A 16,196-nucleotide genomic window follows, 5' to 3' on the forward strand; every position below is an offset into this window, starting at 1 on the left:
GGGAAGAGTCGGTGGCGGTATCGGGCGGCGCCTGCGAACAAGCGTGGAGCAGCAGGGTGCCGGCTAGGGCGACGATGTGAAGCACGAGCCGGTAGGGGAGGAGCATGATGGAAAGCGATAGCGATAGCGAGGCCAGAAGAGCAGCAACGTAGCTTGCCACAAACATACTATAGTATGTTTAATAAAGTGTGTTTATTAAAATTGGTAACTTTTATTAAGCTGGCGCCGCACATTTCGGTTTTTCCGAGACCTGTGCTTATGGTAGCCGATGCTGACCCGCGCCTACAACAGATTGCCCAAAAGCTCAAGCAACTGCGGCTGGACAAAGGCTATTCCTCCTACGAAGCGTTTGCGTTTGACCACGAGTTGCCCCGCGTCGGGTACGGGCGCCACGAGCAAGGCAGCAACCTCACCCTGAAAAGCTTGTTGCGGCTGCTGGACTTCCACTACGTAAGCCTGGCGGACTTTTTTGCCGATGGGCCGAGGACTCAGGCGACTACAAGCTAGTGCACTACTCCTTGCTTATGGGGATTACAACGGAAAGAACCAGCCCCCGGAAAAGACACCCGTGGTCATCAAATGCCTCCTCTCAGGATTTGAATCGTCGTTAATCCCGTACCGCGCTCGCGCACACTCGGTGCATCGGGCTGCCGCCAGGGGTGGTCGGCACCGATTACTTCTTCCCGGGAATGCACAGCCTTCACCGGCGTTGCTGGCGGGGGAGCGTGCGGTCTACTGCGCAAAAATTGGAAAAAGCGCTACTAGTGCGTCTGGCTACGCATGAGCAATGCCTCCAACTCGGCGGTGGTAAACTTGCCGCCTAGGTGCAGCAAGTGTTCCCTCAGGTCGGGGTTAAACTTGCCCCTTATCTGCTCGGTGTCCACATCCAGGCTCAAGACGGAAAACAGCTGTATGTACAGGCTGCAGCCCTGCTCCTCCCGGAGAGACTTGTCTTTGACTGCCTGCATGAGCCGCTTGATGGCCACCCGCAGCTGGGCGTACTGCTGGCCGCCCGCGTTGCCGCCCGGGACGATGTCGTCGAAGGCCAGCTGGAAAGAAAGCTGTGGCGACTCCGGGAGCAGGCCGCCCAGGGCCCGGGCAAAGAGGCGGGCCTCCACCGGGCTATAAGCCAGCGGGGAGCGGACGAGCAGGTTGTCCAGATACGGGCCCTCCGGGGCGTTGGGGACGGACGCTTTCATGGCGGTAAGAATTGGTTGTAAGGTTAAAATCGGGCGCGTGGGCGTCAAAACAGCGGTCCGCTCAGCAAGGGCGCGGGCGGTTGACCCAGCGGAGCATGAACAGCGCCTCCAACTCGGCGCCGGTAAACTTGCTAGCCAGCTGCCGCCAATGCGGGCTCAGGTGGGGGTTGAGTTCGCCGCTTATCCGCTCGGTGTCCGAGTCCAGGCGCAGGACGGAGAACGGGACGATATATTCGGTGCGGCGGTGGTCCAGCGCGAAGGTCTCGTATTGGAGGGACTGCATGAGCCGCTTAATGGCTACCCGCAGCTGGGCGTACTGCCGGCCGCCCGCGTTGCCGCCCGGGATAATGTCGTGGAAGGCCAGCTGGAAAGAAAGCTGTTGCGACTCCGGGAGCAGGCCGCCCAGGGCCCGGGCAAAGAGGCGGGCCTCCACCGGGTTGAATGTCGGCGCGAACGGGCCGAACAGGCTAACTAGAAAATCACTCTCGGTCACGGGGGGAGGCTAGCCTTCGCGGAGGAAACGGAGAGAGGGCCTTTCGGATTCATCCGGGCGCGTGAGCGCCGCCCTGCGGGCCCGCGGCGCAACCCGTACCGGGGTATCAGGGGGACTCCCGGCGACGGGAGCGGCGGGCAAGGGCGCGCTGACGCTGTCCCGGCAGGCGCGGCATTGGGTGGCGTCGGGCCCCGCTTGCGGGCCCGGGTCGTAGGCGAGGTAGGACACGGGGTCGCCGCAGCGCGGGAGCCCCCCCCCCGCGTCGTAGTAGTGACGGGGCACGGCGTGCAGCGCCGCCGAGCGCCAGCCGTCCGATTGGGCGTGCACGGGGGGCAGCTGCCGCTGGTAGGCGCGCAGGTCCGTCTCGCTGAGCACCAGCCGCCGGGGGGGCAGCAGGTGCGTGAGGGCGTGCAGGATTCCCTCCTGGACCTGGGTCAGCAACGGGCGCAGGGCGCCGGAAGGGAGTGGCTGGCCGGCGTCCAGCGCGGCCATCACCGGCTGCAGGAGCCGGTGCAGGGTGGCCAGCGGCTGCCGCGCCCGCGGGACCGCCTCGTCTTCAAAGACGTCGCGGAAGCCGTGGATGGGAACGTCCGTGTTGTCGGGCACGAGCACCCACGCCAGGTTGACGCCCTGGTTCTGGTAGTGCGCGAGCACAGCCGCCAAGCTAGCGGCTGTGCCGGTTCCCGCTGTTTCCAACCGGCCGAGCGCGGCCGCGGACACCCCGGCGGCGTGGGCAACGCTCGCCTGCGTGTAAGCAGCAGGAAAAAGCGCCTCCTCTGCCAGGGCCGTGCGAAGGTGGGCGAGGCGCTCGCCCAGAAGAAGTGAAGACATGGTGAAGGAAAGGCAAGGAGAAAAAGGCGGGTGGAACGAGCTTGCCGCGGCGGAAAATCCGGCCAGCGTCGACGCCTTGGACGTGCCTTTGCGGAAGGTGCAAGAAGCGCGGGGTGGAGCCCCCGGGCGCTGACGGATGACTTGGACGTGGCCAAGCTCAGGGTGCAGCAAATCGAACACGCCAAGGGCACGCCGACCCGGGACGCGCGGGGTTCAGGGCGCAGGCCTTGCCATTGCCCGTCAGCAGGAGGCCTCATAAGCATTACGGGGGAAGAGGCTACGAGGCATGAGGTGAGGCGAAAGCGGGGCCAAAACAGCTAACGATTGGCTTGCTACAAACATACTATAGTATGTTTAATAATGTGTGTTTATTAAAGTAGGTAACTTATATTAAACAAGCGCCCCACATTTCGGCTTTTCTGACCCGATTGTGTATGGTGGCCGACGCTGACCCGCGACTGAAACAGATTGCCCAAAAGCTTAAGCAACTGCGGTTGGACAAAGGCTATTCCTCCTACGAAGCGTTTGCGTTTGACCACGAGTTGCCCCGCGTCGGGTACGGGCGCCACGAGCAAGGCAGCAACCTCACCCTGAAAAGCTTGTTGCGGTTGCTGGACATCCATCAAGTAAGTCTGGCAGACTTTTTTGCCGATCTGCCGGCACTCCAAGTTGATGCACCGGAGGCCCCGGCCGATATGGTGTAACCGGGAACTGCCCTGGGACCAGGAGTAGCGGCGTCAGCAGCACAGCTGTGCGCCGCCCCGGCAAAGCAAGCCATTCGGCCCGGGCCTCGGCCACCTACGACACGGCGCAGCGCCTGCCGGAGAACCTCAACTCAAGAAAACGGGCGGTGAGGCAGAATGGCCGCGGCTAACCGCCACTGTACCGCATTAGGCATTATAATGCCTCCGGCAGCCAACCCGGGAGTTGCACGAACATGGCATAGTCTTCCAAGCGGTCGTCCTCGCTGCCGGCCTCAAAGGCGAAAAGGTACTGCACTTCGTTGGCATCGGTGTCGTAGGTCAGCTCCACGAAGAATCCGTCCGGCAGGTGGTAGAGCAAGACTGCTTCGTGCACCTCCTGCCAGCGCCGGGCTACGTAAGTGCCGGTTGCGTACACAAGCGCGAACTGACGGTCCTCGGGCAGGGCATTGAACTGGGTCAGGGTCATGGACAGGAAAGGTAAAGCCCGCCGGGCTAAGCGCCTATTCATCTTACAGGGATACCAGGGGGCAAAACGGCAGGCCTTGAATTCCGTCCCCCAGCCGGCGAGCAGCGTTGGCGCGCCGGACCTGGTTGCGAACCACGAGACGGCCGAGCAGCTATACAAAGCCGTGGGGCAAGAATTGCCGGGGAACTGCATGGTCAGGAACAACGAGCCGTTGGCATTGACATTCACCGGGGGCCAGACCGGCAATGTACAGGCAATGAAGGATTGCCTGTAAGGTAGTACAGCACAGGAGCAGCAGCGCACCATTCGCCAACAGGATGGGCATTATCGTGGCATCATTAGCAACGATAAAGTGACCCAGGCCGCGTTGACCGAACCACTTTACGTAGAGCTAACAGAGCCTCCAACCGTGACTGCTTCCCAGTTGGCCGAAGCATTCGGCAATGGTCCGCACGGGCGCCCACCCGGAATGCAGACACCAAGCTTTAAGCACAGCGTAACACAGCTCCATCGGCTGCTTAGTCATGTAAAGCTGCCTAATGTGGCTGAAATGTACTCCGACCTGCCGTCAGGGCGCAACTAAATCATCAGCCAGCCCGGTTGCGAGTGCTTGGAGCCATTTCTGGCTGTGGCCCACGGTGGGGCTAGTCTTATCGGCGGGGCTGATGTGCTGGGCCATTGCCTGGGCTAAGCGGCTGGCAGTACCCCGCTGGATTTCCTGGGTGAGAATGGCTTGCAGGCGGCCATGCAACGCCGGCGACACGGCGACGAGGGCTTGCAACTCCTGGCCTAGCACGCGGATGCCGACCATTCGCATCAGCTCACTTTCTTGCGGGTCCTGGGCAATCAGCAACTCGTAGTGACGCTCGATGATGTCGGCTTCGATGAGGGCGTGGTAGTGCTGCAGTATCAGGCGCAGGTCGGTGCCGTCCTTGCCGCGCTGCTCGGAACGGTCGTCCCAGGCCAGTAACTTGAGGGCCACCAGGCCCGGCAGGGTCACGACTTGCCAGGTGATTTGTTCGTTTACTTTGACCGGTTCGGTGGAGGCCAGCACTTCGGCCAAGCCAACGACCGAAATGCGGCTGAGGCCCTGGCCCGCCACCTGGACGCGGCCCTCCGTGTCGGCAATGCCCCCGAAAGGCATCAGGTCCACCTGGATGCCGGTGGGCTCGTGAATCAGGCAAAAGGCGCTGCTGGCGGGGGCGGTAAATTGCTCGTGGGCTACTAGCCAGGCGCGCAGCCGTTCGTATTCGGCTTCGTGGGCAATGAGCAGGGCCAAGTCCACATCGGTCGTACGGCGGCGCGGGGCGGCTCCGAGAGCCGCATCCAGCCACAGGTCCCGGGCGACGGCCCCGACGAGAAAAAAATCGAGGCCCAACTGCTGAAGGCCGCGCGTCAAGGCCGGTAGCACCCGGTCGAGGCCCGAGGGAAAGCGCCGTTCAGGCGGGATGGTGGAGATATCGAGCATAGATTTTTTGCGCGACTTCGCGGTTGCGGGCGTCGCCGCTCAGGAGCAGGTCGGCATAGACCAGCAGCGGGGGCACGCAGGGACTGGTGGGGTTATGAAAATTCAGGCGCTGGTCGAAAGGCGCCAGTACTTCCACGCTGCCGGTGGGATCGGGCACCAGCCGCAGCTGGCGCATGAGGGCCGGGCGGGTGGCGGTACTGTAGAGGGTGAAAAACTCGGGCACCAAGAAGCCGTCGAGCAGCAAGGTGGCGGCTGGCTCGCCCCCCCACAAGGTTACGGCTCCGAGCGGCTGATTCTGCCAGCCGCCGGTGGCTTGGTCGGCATCAAGCCACCGGTAGCGCTGGCTGAGGAGGTGCGGGCGGAGCGTGTCGCCGTAACCGGCTACCCAACGCTGGGTCAGCTCGTCGCGGCGCAGCAGCTGGCGTGGCTCTTCGTCGAGCAGGAAGCCTTGCTGTATCAGATCGAGCATGACTTGACCCACGGTGGCCACTGGAGTGTCAGTGCTGGTGGCAATGGTGCGGTAGGGCTGCCGGACCAGGTCGGGCTGGGTGAGCAAGTGGAACAGGACGCGCAGGCCGCTTTTGCGAAATGCCCGGCCGGCCGTGGTAGCCGTGCCCTCTTTACGCGGCCGCGGCTGGCCCTGCACGAGCACAAACAAGTCTGCGTCCGGGTGCTGGAGCCACGCGTTGCCAGCGGTATCGGCGTAGCACAGGCCGTGCTGGCGCAGCTGCCGGCCCATCTCATCGGGCACGTAGGCAGTTACCAGTACCCACGGCTGCGCGGTCGTGTGGGGCCACAAAGCCAGCAACGGCGTGACGTTTTTCAGACCTTTCTCTTTTACCTCCACGGTGAAGATGGCATTCATACCAAGCGTCAGCGTGGGTTGCCGGTGCTCGTCAGCGGCTATCCGAATAGTGATTCGCTTGCCCAGCACTGTTTTAAGGGCAGTTTTTACCCGGGTGAGCATGACCTTTGAAGCGGTGCGCTGTCTATCTTTTTCCATGTATCTGTTTTATGTAGACAAGATAGTAAAAGTAGACAAGATGAGCGTTGATACTGCCGAAAGGCAAGCGTAACTGCTCGCTTATCAAGCCGGCCAGCCTATGGACAAGGATGCGGGAGGAATCACGAGCTACTGGCGAGCGGGGATGACCAGCTCATCCAGCCAGACGGATTCGCCCAATGGGTTGATTTTCATAAAGGTCTTGCCGCTTATTGTAAAAACAGAAATTCCTGCTAAGAATGCTGAAGTATGTAAATACTCTGGATGTATGCTCGAAAAAGCAGTTGGTAGAAGCACAAAAATTCCTTAGAACGACACCAGGAAGAAGCATTCGAAAAATCGTCTTGAAAACTGGCCTCAAAACCGCCCTTCTCGGGACCGGCAGGGTCGGTGGCAGAAGTATTAGGGAAAGAGTAGTTAAGTGAATAGCTTACCCTCGGTCTACCAGGGCTAAGGCTTCGGCAGCACCAGAGCGGTAGGCCGGCTGCTGAAGCATTCGGTCGAACGTTTCCATTGCTAATTCCAACTGGGGCGCACCGGCATCTATCTCGGTCAGGACGTGGTACGCGCTTAACAGTAATTCAAGCGGCTTTTTATCGAGCGCATTGCGCTGCATTTCGGGTGCGGCGTGGCCATCGAAGGCGGCGGCTAATTCAATGCATTCCGCTGGATAGTCCTGCACGCACAGTTGAAGAAAGTCGTAGAATGTTCGGCTGCGCCCCATCCCAACTGGAGCGGCTATGTACGCTTGAATGAGCGGTAGCCATATGGGAAAGTCGGCAGCCGTGAGCCAATGGAAGCATATCTCGTAAGCATCTTCCAATTCTTTGTCGTTGTAAGCCAACAGCTCTTGGAACATCTGCTGAGCTAAAAGCTTCTGTGAGGCAGAGAGCTGGCTGTATTCGTGCATGAGTAGGCGTAGCGAGGACACACGGGCGGGTGAACTATGCTGCCAATAGGTTTGCAGCAGTTCGTAAGCCCCGGGAATATTCCACGCCCACGCTAGCGTTAAACTATGCGCTACCTGCTCTTGGCAAACAGGCTCAGCCAAAGCCGCTGTGAATAGCGGTTCTAATTCGGCCAGGTGCGGCCGGAGGAGCGGGCGCAGCGTATCGCTGGTAAATTTAAGTAGGCGGTAGTTCGTGCCGACCAAAGCCAGAAACACATCCACAATGGGCTGGGTGGCGGGTTCCAGTAAGTGCGTAAGCAAGGAAAGCACTCGGAGTGCCGCGGCACGCACCGCTCCGGAGCCATCGTGGCCAATTTGCCGGAGCGTATCCATGATTAAATCGGTGTGCTCTACCATCTGCCAGCAATGGAGCAGGCCGCCGATAGCATGGCCGCCGGTGGTGTTGATGCCGTCCATCAACTCATCAACACTGTCGCCGGTAACAGCATGTTGGTCGTGGCGGTGAGCTACGGCTACTTGGGCCAGCAGTTCAACCACCCGGTCGTCAGCCCGGCCGTCACGCACACATTTTTCCAGCAAGCGCAGACCTTCGGTGTCATCTAGCGAAATCTGGTTGTTGGCAATGCCACGCAAAATCAAGCCGGTGTACTGTGTGAGATTCATGCCTGGAGAATCGGCCAATCCAGCCAGCCCTTCGCGGAGGTGGCGGGCTGGAATATCCTGGTTATCGGGATTGAGCAGCATATCCAACACGACCAACATACGGAGTGGGTCAGCTTTTACGACCTCACCAAAATGGCGAGCCAAGCCCGGTGCATAGCTATCGAACGGGAATTCGCCTTTTGGGCGCTGGTGTTCTCGGAATGCACCAAGCCAATCAGTTGGCTGTAATAGCTTGACTTGCTCGTGCGTGAATGGTGATGGGTCACCAATCCGAGTACGCATGCCCTGTGGTGCTTTGTTTTCGACTATTCCAAATCGCCGATTAAGCTCTTGGTAGCGGCGTTTTACATCAGCGTTATGATGCGTTGCCACGCCGGGAATGGCTGCCAGATAGCCGTAGGTTAAGCGGCCATTTCTGCTGTACATGTGTCGGCAGACATGCTTTGCATCGCGTTCAACTGGTTCGTGCCTCCTATCCCAATCCAGCTTGTACTCTGTGCGCAGGATGCAACCGTGCAGAAGGGCCTGCTGCTCAGAAGTAAAGTGCGGATAGCTGTGCGTGAGTAGTTCGCGCAGGTAATAGTTAAGGTGCCCACCGCCATGAACATCTTCTAGTAGCGCTGGGCGCGACAACAACTCAAAAATATCGGGGATAAAAGCAGTTGGATTAGCGAGATAAGTGGCACAGGTGAGTTGGAGAAGGCTGCGCATGGCACTACGTGGCCAGTCATCCAGCAGCAGCCGCGCCTGTGCTGGGTCAAGACGAGCTGTTTCTTCTAGGTGTTGCTGAGTCAGGTCGTAAAGCTTAGCAGTCAGGCTATAAGCGTTACCATCCCCTGGCGTGTGCATCGCAAACTCGCTGTCGCTGATAATAGAGCCAACCTCAACGTCGTAGCCAGCATCACGCAATCGGTCAACTCGTCGCTCCTCAATCCAATACTCCAATAGCCGTTTTAATACCCCAAATCCAACAGCAGGATGAGCTTGTAGAAGCTTTTCGGCTACCTGCTGCGCTTGCCACTCATCGATGTTGCGGCGGCGCTTACCCTCACCATATCGCAGCCAGGTTTCTTCCTTCAATGCTTCAAATAGCCGTTCAGCAGTGGCCTTTGGGTCAATAGTAGCCCGTTCTTCCAGCGTGTGCCAATACTGCCAGGAATCGGCGGCTTCGGCAGCGCTAGCGAAGCGAGCGAACACTGTGTCGAAGCCAGGTTCTGTAGTCTCGGCCGCCTGCGACAGCATCCAACTGACACGGGGACCGGAATGCTCATCAGGTGTGGCGTGTGTCAGTACCTCAATTGCCAGGGCGGGTTGCTGCCGGGCCAGATACCAGAGGAAGTTTTGCTCGCTGCGCGTTAGTTCAGTTGGGCGCTGAATGAGCTTGAGGACTACGTCTTGTTTAATTAGCCAACTCGCCCAACCGGCACTCCGCACCGATTCGTAAAATATGTCGGCCATGTCGGGGCTGCTGAGCAGGTGGCGCTTAGCAAATTGCTGCTCGGACGCATTGGGGTCAGCTATTGCGCCAAACTGCTGCACTACTAGTAGACGAATGTGCAGACGGTATTGGTCTGGATGAAGCAGCAGTTCCTGCACGTTTTGGAGATAAGCGCGGTCATCGAAGGGGCGCAGGTATTGTAGAACCTGATTCACTGCCGAGCGAATAAAAAGGCCCTGGTGCCCTTCGGCTATCAAGTCGGCTAGTTGCTGGCCTGACTCAACGAACTCGCGGGCAAAGAGGTAGTCGAAGAAGCTTTGGTGAAAGAACTGAATTTGCTTGCCGCCCGGTACTGCTACCAAGAGGTTTTGCGAGAGGGCGTAATCGACTTCGTTCTTATATAATCGGGTGTAACGCGTCAGCGGCACGGCCAGCCGTTGCGACTTATACATTGCCTCTGCTATTTCCGTCAGCAAGCTGCGCAGCTTAACAGGGTCAGGGGCTGAAACTTCACCGGTGGGTGGAGTAGGCCTCATCACTTTCTGCTCATACAGTTGGTCATATAGCGCCTGCAAGGTGATGAGGCCGGTTAGGTCGGTCGTCGCCTCCAACTGGCAGAAAATGCGCAAGTGCAGGGGGATGGCAAGCAAGGCCCGTAGAGTTGGAGTCAGGGTTTGCCCGGCAAATGCAGAGGCAGCCACTACCGTGTCAATCTGCTCGGGGGTAAGGCGAGCAACTTCAAAGCGGGTCTTGCCCTTGTAGGTTTGAAGCAGTGGGTCCGTTTCGAGGTCAAATGTGCGGCACGAAATCAGCACCCGTACATCAGGCTGGCGCAGCAGAAACTGTATCAGTTCGCGGTAGCTGCCTAATGCTTCCCGATTAGCCGACAGGCTTTGAGAGAGAGCATCCAATTGGTCAATTAGCACTACCACCTGTTTGTTATCAGGTTGGCGTGCCCACGCTAACGCTTCGGCAAAGTCATTGGTACCTGCACCGTGTAGTATGCGCTGAGCTAACTGCGCGTAGGTTGGAGCAGCTAAGCGGTCAGCTTTTAACGCCAGGACTATTACCCCCTGTGCCTGCAACCCTGCCAGGACATCCTGCATAATCACAGTTTTACCAAGGCCGGCTCCGCCTTCTAAAACTGCTAGAGGCGTTTCTTGGCTCTGCAGCGCTGTTTGTGTCCACAGTATCAAACGTGCGGTTTCTGCACGGTCGAGGTGAATACCCGCATTAGGAATATCATGGTCAGCTCCCATTAAACTCAACGATGCGGCTGAGAATGTATTAAGCACTCGGGTTGCGCGTGCTATGTCATCCGATTCGTCAGGCTTAGTAGTTACTGCATGTACAATGGTTGTCAGTAAATCGTTTGTAGTGTCTCGCTGCTGCTCGGCCTGAGAATTTGCCCGAAATTGTTCGGCTGCCAAATTTTCAGTGGCATAAAGCGTAAGCAGTTTGCTATCAGCTTCTATAAATGACTTTACACGGGCCGAAAATTCGTCTAATTCCTGCTGGGTAGGCTGAGCCATGTGTTGCAGTAAATCGGCCGGAATGTCAGCAATCAGTAGCTCCCTGTTTTCAGCATAAAAGCGGTGTGACAATGCCCACTTCAGTGCCCATTGAGATTGCCAGAAAGGGAATTTGGCTGCTTGAGTCACCTCCGGATATTTCTGCCGGTACTCATCAAGCAGCCGTTGGACAACGCTATAAAGCCGGTCGCGGAATGGCGATTTAGAACTAGAAGCCTTTTTTAGCTTGTCTACGCCTTCCTTAAGCGCCAAAGAGGTAACGGCTTTGCCAAGTCCTAATTCGGCAAAAAATGCGGCAGCGGTAATGGTCCCTAGCATGTATAAATGTGAAGTCAGCAGGTAGAATTCTAATGGACAGCTGCTCACCTAAAAGCACTCCAATTTTTCTATAGGCCAAACTGACAGACAATAAAGCTTTGATGGTGCGGCACTAAGGTCGCAGATTGAAGCCCTTACTCAGACCCATATGGAGCGGCCATAAAAAAATTAATTGTTTTTATGCAGATGAAGGCCCCTGCCATTGAATAACTGTTGGAACTGGGCTAAATCGTAAGCAACAAAGCGGAGTTGCTTACAGCTCGGCGAGGGGAAACCTTCCGCTTGGCAGGCCGGGGCCCCAGGGGTTGCGCGGGGCACTTTTGGTACCCCAAAGTCCGACTTTTTGGCTTCCCTTTATTCTAGGATGTTAGCACGAATCTGGTCGATTTGCGCATGGTGCCGGTGTGATGGTGGAATTGGGGAGCAAAGAATATATCCTTTTCAAGAAACTTCACTAACGGATTCCTTTTGCTTAGTTGCCACTACGTAGGTCAAAAGAGGCCTTTTGTTTTCTTTATCCTTTTCTAATATCACAACCCCACCGTCAAACGTCCAGAAAAACTTAACCTCGCTTTCTCCATAAACAAATTCTTTCTTTTTTCTCTCAAGTTCCTCCTTATTATCGTAGCCAAAGAAACTTGTAACTCGGTCAATAACTCTTTCGCACTCTGTGTAGTAAACAAAACTTGAATAATTCTTAAAAACCTTTTTAAAAATTAAAGCAAACCCTTCTTGCTTAGGGTACCATTCGTAGATAGCATAATTAAAGAAATCAAAATAAAATACAGGCAACTTGAATGCGCGCGTATCTCCTTCATCTTCATTATTTGACTCGTAATATTCAACAATATTCTCAGCCTCTAGAAGCTCAACAGCTTCATTAATAAAGTGAACTCCTTCTTTGTTTATATGAAGTTTGTCTTTAACAACTTTTATGAACTCATTTGACTCCAATACAATAGTGGGAATATTAAACTCTTTGAATAATACTTGAGTTTTAATGCGAAGCTTTGTATCATCAACAACAAAGTAGTCACAGTAGGCTGAATAGAAAGAATGTTGTCCATCAGCTTGAATGTTCTGCATACTATCTGTTGTCTTTGGAAGCTTATCAGGCTTATATCCCAGCATATCCAACATTAAATACGCAGTCGTATAATACTCAAATCCAGTGGCAGGCTCCTTCTTGTGCTTGAAACAAGTGTTTATGTATTCTCGAAATGTCAATTTCGTGTTTAGCCTTTCTAAAAACTGGTCTATATTTTTAACAACTGTTTCAACATTCCAATTTCCAGAAGCAGGCTCAAGCTTAAACCCTTTTTCACCAATGGATTTTCTAAAATCTTTATAATATTCTCTGTCTTGATGCAGCTTCTGAGAAAAAGGAACCATGCCTTTCATTAAATCCCACATCGAAGAGCTATTAGATAAATTAGGAAACATTTTCTGTAGCATCTCACGATTCTCGTCAGTTACTTCTATTCCTGCAGGCTGAAGCTGAAACAAAGATTTCATCAGACCACCGACAGCTCTTCCTAGCTCATTATCACCCAAGTCATTCAATATTTTCTCCATGTCCATCTGAGAGAAAATATCTTCACTGTCCTTTTCTATTTCAAGATAGTCTTTAGGTGAACCCATCAATATTTCCATTCCTTCTTTACCCCATCTCATAAAATGATTTTCAGAAAGGTATTCAAGACTCTCTAAGTCTGTTCCGAATAAATCATTGTCTGGCCTGTAACTCTTCATTAAATCCTTGAAGTGAGCAGGAGTATATGGAAATTGTAGTGACTTTTTATTTTTAGCAATAAACTCACGGATATCCTTAAACTCATCTCGCTTAAAGTTGCTGACGACATTCCAATCAAGATAAACTCTTATCATAATATTCCTTAATTTATGTTCAAAATGAAGTTAAAATTTTCAGAATCTCTCTTCCACTTTTTGCCCTCGGCCAGCACGGGGCCGTTGGTGAACGGAATGATGCCCTAGTCGTTGCGCACTTGGCGCAGCAGGCCGGTGCGGCGGCTGAAGGTAAGCGTTACGCCATTGGCGGTGGCGGTGTAGAGCGAGTCGGTTTCGGTGAGGCTGGCTGTGACGGGGCCGGTGGTGGGCACCAGGCGCTGGGCCACCTGCGCGGTGTGGGCAATGGGTCAGCACCAGGTTTAGATTTCGCGGCTGGTGGTGTCGGTGGCGATTACTTACAGCACGTCGGCCTGTGCCCAGTCGGCGGGCAGGTTCAGCTTGAGCGAGCCTGCCCGCCGACTGGGCACAGCATTCTTACTGAGGAGCAAGCAGGGATTCTGGCTACTATAGGGCGGAAAAAATTCGGTATGCATCGAAGTATCATTATAATTATATTATTATGCATAAGCCGCAAAGACTGACTATATTCGTTTGACAAACGAGCGTTCTTGCTAAGTAAGCCCCTGCCCAAAGGCCAATTGTCACGTTTGTTGAACGGTCGTTTGGGTTTAGAGACAGCTGGCTTTACATGTTGTAAACGAGCGTTTACAGAATGGAAAGGCAGGGGCCATTCTACAAACGTTCCTCTGTCGATGCTAGACGCAGACGATTAACAAAACGCTGGCCGCCTGAATTGTGTGTTGATTTGGGAACTGGTGGACGATAATGAGAACGCTGGCCTTTCTGCCGAGGATAACTTAATGCTCTTTCTCGCTTTATCAGTGCTAGTGGAAGTCAAGAGGGCCCGTTTCTTGGCATGGCCGTGCGCTGGCTTAAGGCACAGTCTGGTTTCCTTCTTGGTGAGAACGCAACCGGATTACTATGGGTGGAAGCCCGTGCTGGGGAATCCCATCCGGCCCGTGTTCGCGCTGCCATTGCTGTAGCAGGCCGGTGCTTTGCTGCTCGAGTTGCAGGATGACCCGATTGAAAATATCAGCCGCTTCGTCTAGGGAAACTTGGATGTAGGCATGCTTGGGAATTTTGTTGCCCTTTTGCCCCGGCTCGCGCTTAATATAAATCAAGTTGAAATCGTAGACCCCGGTGCAGTTCAGAAAGCGCACGTCGTTGGGCTGCACCTTGGCTTTGGTGAAATCAGCTGGGCCTCGAGTAACCCCCGTAGCCCAGGTAAACACCTCTTCGTTGGCACCCGCCTGGGAACGATACCGCCAGTATATGTCGCCGAACACGGAGTCGCCAGCGTTTTGGAAATAGTGTTCTAGCCGCTCGTCCAAGTGTTGGAAGGAATCACGGATGTCTTTGATATCGCCCATGATTCGTCGCGTCTGAACATCGGCCCCGGACAGCTTAACAAAAGGCCAAAATCGCTGGGCTCGGCGCATGGCGTCCATGATTTCCCACACTTCTGAGATAGCAACTTGCACGTTAAACCAGCGATTATCCTCTTCGCTCGCGGCGCTGTAAACCAACACCCTTTCGTGGAGGCGGTGGGAAACGGCTTCTAACCCTGCCAATACCGTAGCCAAGGCGTTATAAGCAAGCGCAGTTTTTTTGTTCGGATGTAGAAATGGTATTCTCTGGAAGGAGGTGACTCCGGTCAAGGAAATCGTAAAGGACATAAAGAAAAAAGGCTTATGCTTAACCCACGAGACACTGAATGGGACATGGGCACTGATTCGGAATAACTCCGGAAGGTAAGGTTATAACTGCTTGTCGTTCGTGGGTGAGTTGATCCCACGCACCGCGTGGGCCTTGCTGATAGCGGCGTAGCGTCGCTCGATGATGGCGACCTCTTGCTGGCTTTGGCCAAGCTGGTGACAAAGCCCACGAGGGCGTTGACCGACGCGGGCAGGGCGTCATGGTGGTTAGCGCACCACGTACCGAACCGCTTCAGGTACGCCGCGTAAGCCCGGGCCGTGTTAGCGGTCCCGTCGCATTGCGGGCGGCTACGCCGGTGTGGTGGGCCATGCCGACGGCATGCAAGGTTACCGTGTCAGGCTTTTCCAAGTGGTGCATATATTAAGGAGTAAAACCAGCCCTTTTCGGACTTTTCCAAAGACGAAAAATCACTACCGATAATTGATGTTTATCGGTAGTGATTTTGTAGTTTTGGGCACCCGTCGAAAACCGAGGACCTACTCCTTATATATACATTGCATGGAAACGTCGTCCCAACTGCCGGTCCTCATCCCCACCCGGAGCCACTCGCTGGTGGAGATGCCGGCCTCGGTCGGGCGCTACGCCGAAGCCGGGCTGCAGGGCGCGGCCAACACCCAGCGCGGGTACGCCGCCGACCTGCGCAGCTTCGCGGACTACTGCCAGCACCACGGGCTCGGCTACCTGCCCGCCGACGTGAGCACCGTGGCCGGCTACGCCTCGCAGCTGGCCGACCGCGGCAAGAAGTTCGCCACCATCCGCCGGCACGTGGCCGCCATCGCCAAGCTCCACCAGCTCGGCGGCCACCCGTCGCCCACGGCCCACGAAGCGCTGGGCGTCGTGCTCGACGGCATCGGCCGGCTGTTGGGCAAGCGCCAGCGCCAGGCCCCGGCTTTTTCCGTCGCCGAACTCAAGCAGGCGGTGCGGGGCATGGACCTGGCCACGCCCACGGGCCTGCGCGACCGGGCGCTGCTGCTCTTGGGGTTTGCCGGCGCCTTCCGCCGCTCGGAGCTCGTGGCCCTCAACGTGGAGGACGTGGAACTGACCCGGCAAGCGCTGGTCATTCACCTGCAGCGCAGCAAAACCAACCAGTACGGGGAGGCCGAGGACAAGGCCGTGTTCTATTCGCCCGCGGCCGACTACTGCCCGGTGCGGGCGGTGCAGGATTGGTTGGCGGTGCTCGGTCGAACCACTGGGCCCTTGTTTATCCGCATGAACCGTGGCCGCACCGGCGAATCGGGTCGTCCCGGGCAAGCGCGGCTTTCCGACCAGAGCGTGAACGATGTGGTGCAGCGCCACCTGGGACCCGCCTACTCCGCCCACTCCCTGCGGGCTTCCTTTGTAACGGTGGCCGTGGAAGCGGGGCAGTCCAATAAGGCCATTAAAAACCAAACCAAGCAGAAAACCGACGCTATGATTGAGCGCTACGCACGCTTAGATGATGTGAAGCGATTCAATGCGGCGCAGCACCTAGGGCTATGAAAGTCTAGCTCGACTCTGATGAGTTATAAAGTAAATAAGATTTCAAAAATTACTGAATACAGCCGCCGGAAGCATTAGACATATGAACTTGATACCATTTATAAGAA

Annotated in this window: 14 protein-coding genes; 3 read left to right on the forward strand and 11 right to left on the reverse strand. The window is 55.8% G+C overall.

What is annotated here, in order from left to right; genetic code table 11:
* Positions 1-258: 258 nt before the first annotated feature.
* Positions 259-507, forward strand: coding sequence for a hypothetical protein (locus BMZ66_RS23235; protein ID WP_092678777.1), 249 nt, complete (start codon positions 259-261; stop codon positions 505-507).
* Between the two features lie 254 nt (positions 508-761).
* On the opposite strand, the gene BMZ66_RS23240 is transcribed toward BMZ66_RS23235, so the two are convergent.
* From BMZ66_RS23240 to BMZ66_RS23250, 3 genes are all read right to left on the reverse strand, one after another.
* Positions 762-1,199, reverse strand: coding sequence for a replication initiation protein (locus tag BMZ66_RS23240; RefSeq protein ID WP_092678778.1), 438 nt, complete (start codon positions 1,197-1,199; stop codon positions 762-764).
* A 61-nt stretch (positions 1,200-1,260) separates the two neighbouring features.
* On the reverse strand, positions 1,261-1,692 hold the full coding sequence (locus tag BMZ66_RS23245) for a RepB family plasmid replication initiator protein (protein ID WP_092678779.1): 432 nt from the start codon (positions 1,690-1,692) through the stop codon (positions 1,261-1,263).
* Between the two features lie 9 nt (positions 1,693-1,701).
* Complete coding sequence (locus tag BMZ66_RS23250) at positions 1,702-2,523, reverse strand: hypothetical protein (RefSeq protein ID WP_092678780.1); 822 nt, start codon at positions 2,521-2,523, stop codon at positions 1,702-1,704.
* Between the two features lie 434 nt (positions 2,524-2,957).
* Between BMZ66_RS23250 and BMZ66_RS23255 the strand changes: the two genes are divergently transcribed.
* Positions 2,958-3,227, forward strand: coding sequence for a hypothetical protein (locus BMZ66_RS23255; protein ID WP_092678781.1), 270 nt, complete (start codon positions 2,958-2,960; stop codon positions 3,225-3,227).
* Between the two features lie 193 nt (positions 3,228-3,420).
* On the opposite strand, the gene BMZ66_RS23260 is transcribed toward BMZ66_RS23255, so the two are convergent.
* The 8 genes from BMZ66_RS23260 to BMZ66_RS23290 form a co-directional block, all read right to left on the reverse strand.
* Positions 3,421-3,693: a hypothetical protein gene (locus tag BMZ66_RS23260; RefSeq protein WP_092678782.1), complete on the reverse strand. Its 273-nt coding sequence runs from the start codon at positions 3,691-3,693 to the stop codon at positions 3,421-3,423.
* Positions 3,694-4,261: 568 nt separating this feature from the next.
* Positions 4,262-5,161 (reverse strand): nucleotidyl transferase AbiEii/AbiGii toxin family protein, encoded by a 900-nt coding sequence (locus BMZ66_RS23270; protein ID WP_092678784.1) that lies wholly within the window; start codon positions 5,159-5,161, stop codon positions 4,262-4,264.
* Complete coding sequence (locus BMZ66_RS23275) at positions 5,133-6,164, reverse strand: type IV toxin-antitoxin system AbiEi family antitoxin (RefSeq protein WP_092678785.1); 1,032 nt, start codon at positions 6,162-6,164, stop codon at positions 5,133-5,135. The genes BMZ66_RS23270 and BMZ66_RS23275 overlap by 29 nt, the downstream gene beginning before the upstream one ends.
* Before the next feature lie 430 nt (positions 6,165-6,594).
* On the reverse strand, positions 6,595-11,025 hold the full coding sequence (locus BMZ66_RS23280) for an NACHT domain-containing protein (RefSeq protein WP_092678786.1): 4,431 nt from the start codon (positions 11,023-11,025) through the stop codon (positions 6,595-6,597).
* Between the two features lie 441 nt (positions 11,026-11,466).
* On the reverse strand, positions 11,467-12,912 hold the full coding sequence (locus tag BMZ66_RS23285; protein ID WP_092678787.1) for a hypothetical protein: 1,446 nt from the start codon (positions 12,910-12,912) through the stop codon (positions 11,467-11,469).
* A 104-nt stretch (positions 12,913-13,016) separates the two neighbouring features.
* Positions 13,017-13,160 carry a hypothetical protein gene (locus tag BMZ66_RS25675; RefSeq protein WP_177204880.1) on the reverse strand — a complete coding sequence of 48 codons (144 nt, stop codon included), beginning with the start codon at positions 13,158-13,160 and terminating at the stop codon, positions 13,017-13,019.
* 69 nt (positions 13,161-13,229) lie between these two features.
* The gene (locus tag BMZ66_RS25680; protein ID WP_177204881.1) at positions 13,230-13,367 is read right to left on the reverse strand and encodes a hypothetical protein; all 138 of its coding nucleotides are present in this window, start codon (positions 13,365-13,367) and stop codon (positions 13,230-13,232) included.
* Positions 13,368-13,766: 399 nt separating this feature from the next.
* Positions 13,767-14,570, reverse strand: a complete 804-nt coding sequence (locus BMZ66_RS23290) for a hypothetical protein (RefSeq protein ID WP_092678788.1) — start codon at positions 14,568-14,570, stop codon at positions 13,767-13,769.
* A gap of 538 nt (positions 14,571-15,108) precedes the next feature.
* Between BMZ66_RS23290 and BMZ66_RS23295 the strand changes: the two genes are divergently transcribed.
* A complete protein-coding gene (locus BMZ66_RS23295) occupies positions 15,109-16,089 on the forward strand; it encodes a tyrosine-type recombinase/integrase (RefSeq protein ID WP_234795217.1) in 981 nt (326 codons plus the stop codon).
* The last annotated feature ends 107 nt before the right edge of the window (positions 16,090-16,196 follow it).

The organism is Hymenobacter arizonensis, from assembly GCF_900115775.1.
In the GTDB taxonomy this organism is placed as follows: Bacteria; Bacteroidota; Bacteroidia; order Cytophagales; family Hymenobacteraceae; genus Hymenobacter; species Hymenobacter arizonensis.

What these genes read in the sequence shown, in the direction of transcription:
- BMZ66_RS23260 (WP_092678782.1), bottom strand. Translation starts at nt 3,693, where the DNA reads ATGACCCTGACCCAGTTCAATGCCCTGCCCGAGGACCGTCAGTTCGCG.
- BMZ66_RS23235 (WP_092678777.1), top strand. Translation starts at nt 259, where the DNA reads ATGGTAGCCGATGCTGACCCGCGCCTACAACAGATTGCCCAAAAGCTC.
- BMZ66_RS23295 (WP_234795217.1), top strand. Translation starts at nt 15,109, where the DNA reads ATGGAAACGTCGTCCCAACTGCCGGTCCTCATCCCCACCCGGAGCCAC.
- BMZ66_RS23270 (WP_092678784.1), bottom strand. Translation starts at nt 5,161, where the DNA reads ATGCTCGATATCTCCACCATCCCGCCTGAACGGCGCTTTCCCTCGGGC.
- BMZ66_RS23240 (WP_092678778.1), bottom strand. Translation starts at nt 1,199, where the DNA reads ATGAAAGCGTCCGTCCCCAACGCCCCGGAGGGCCCGTATCTGGACAAC.
- BMZ66_RS23250 (WP_092678780.1), bottom strand. Translation starts at nt 2,523, where the DNA reads ATGTCTTCACTTCTTCTGGGCGAGCGCCTCGCCCACCTTCGCACGGCC.
- BMZ66_RS23255 (WP_092678781.1), top strand. Translation starts at nt 2,958, where the DNA reads ATGGTGGCCGACGCTGACCCGCGACTGAAACAGATTGCCCAAAAGCTT.
- BMZ66_RS23275 (WP_092678785.1), bottom strand. Translation starts at nt 6,164, where the DNA reads ATGGAAAAAGATAGACAGCGCACCGCTTCAAAGGTCATGCTCACCCGG.
- BMZ66_RS23290 (WP_092678788.1), bottom strand. Translation starts at nt 14,570, where the DNA reads ATGTCCTTTACGATTTCCTTGACCGGAGTCACCTCCTTCCAGAGAATA.
- BMZ66_RS23285 (WP_092678787.1), bottom strand. Translation starts at nt 12,912, where the DNA reads ATGATAAGAGTTTATCTTGATTGGAATGTCGTCAGCAACTTTAAGCGA.
- BMZ66_RS23280 (WP_092678786.1), bottom strand. Translation starts at nt 11,025, where the DNA reads ATGCTAGGGACCATTACCGCTGCCGCATTTTTTGCCGAATTAGGACTT.
- BMZ66_RS25680 (WP_177204881.1), bottom strand. Translation starts at nt 13,367, where the DNA reads ATGCATACCGAATTTTTTCCGCCCTATAGTAGCCAGAATCCCTGCTTG.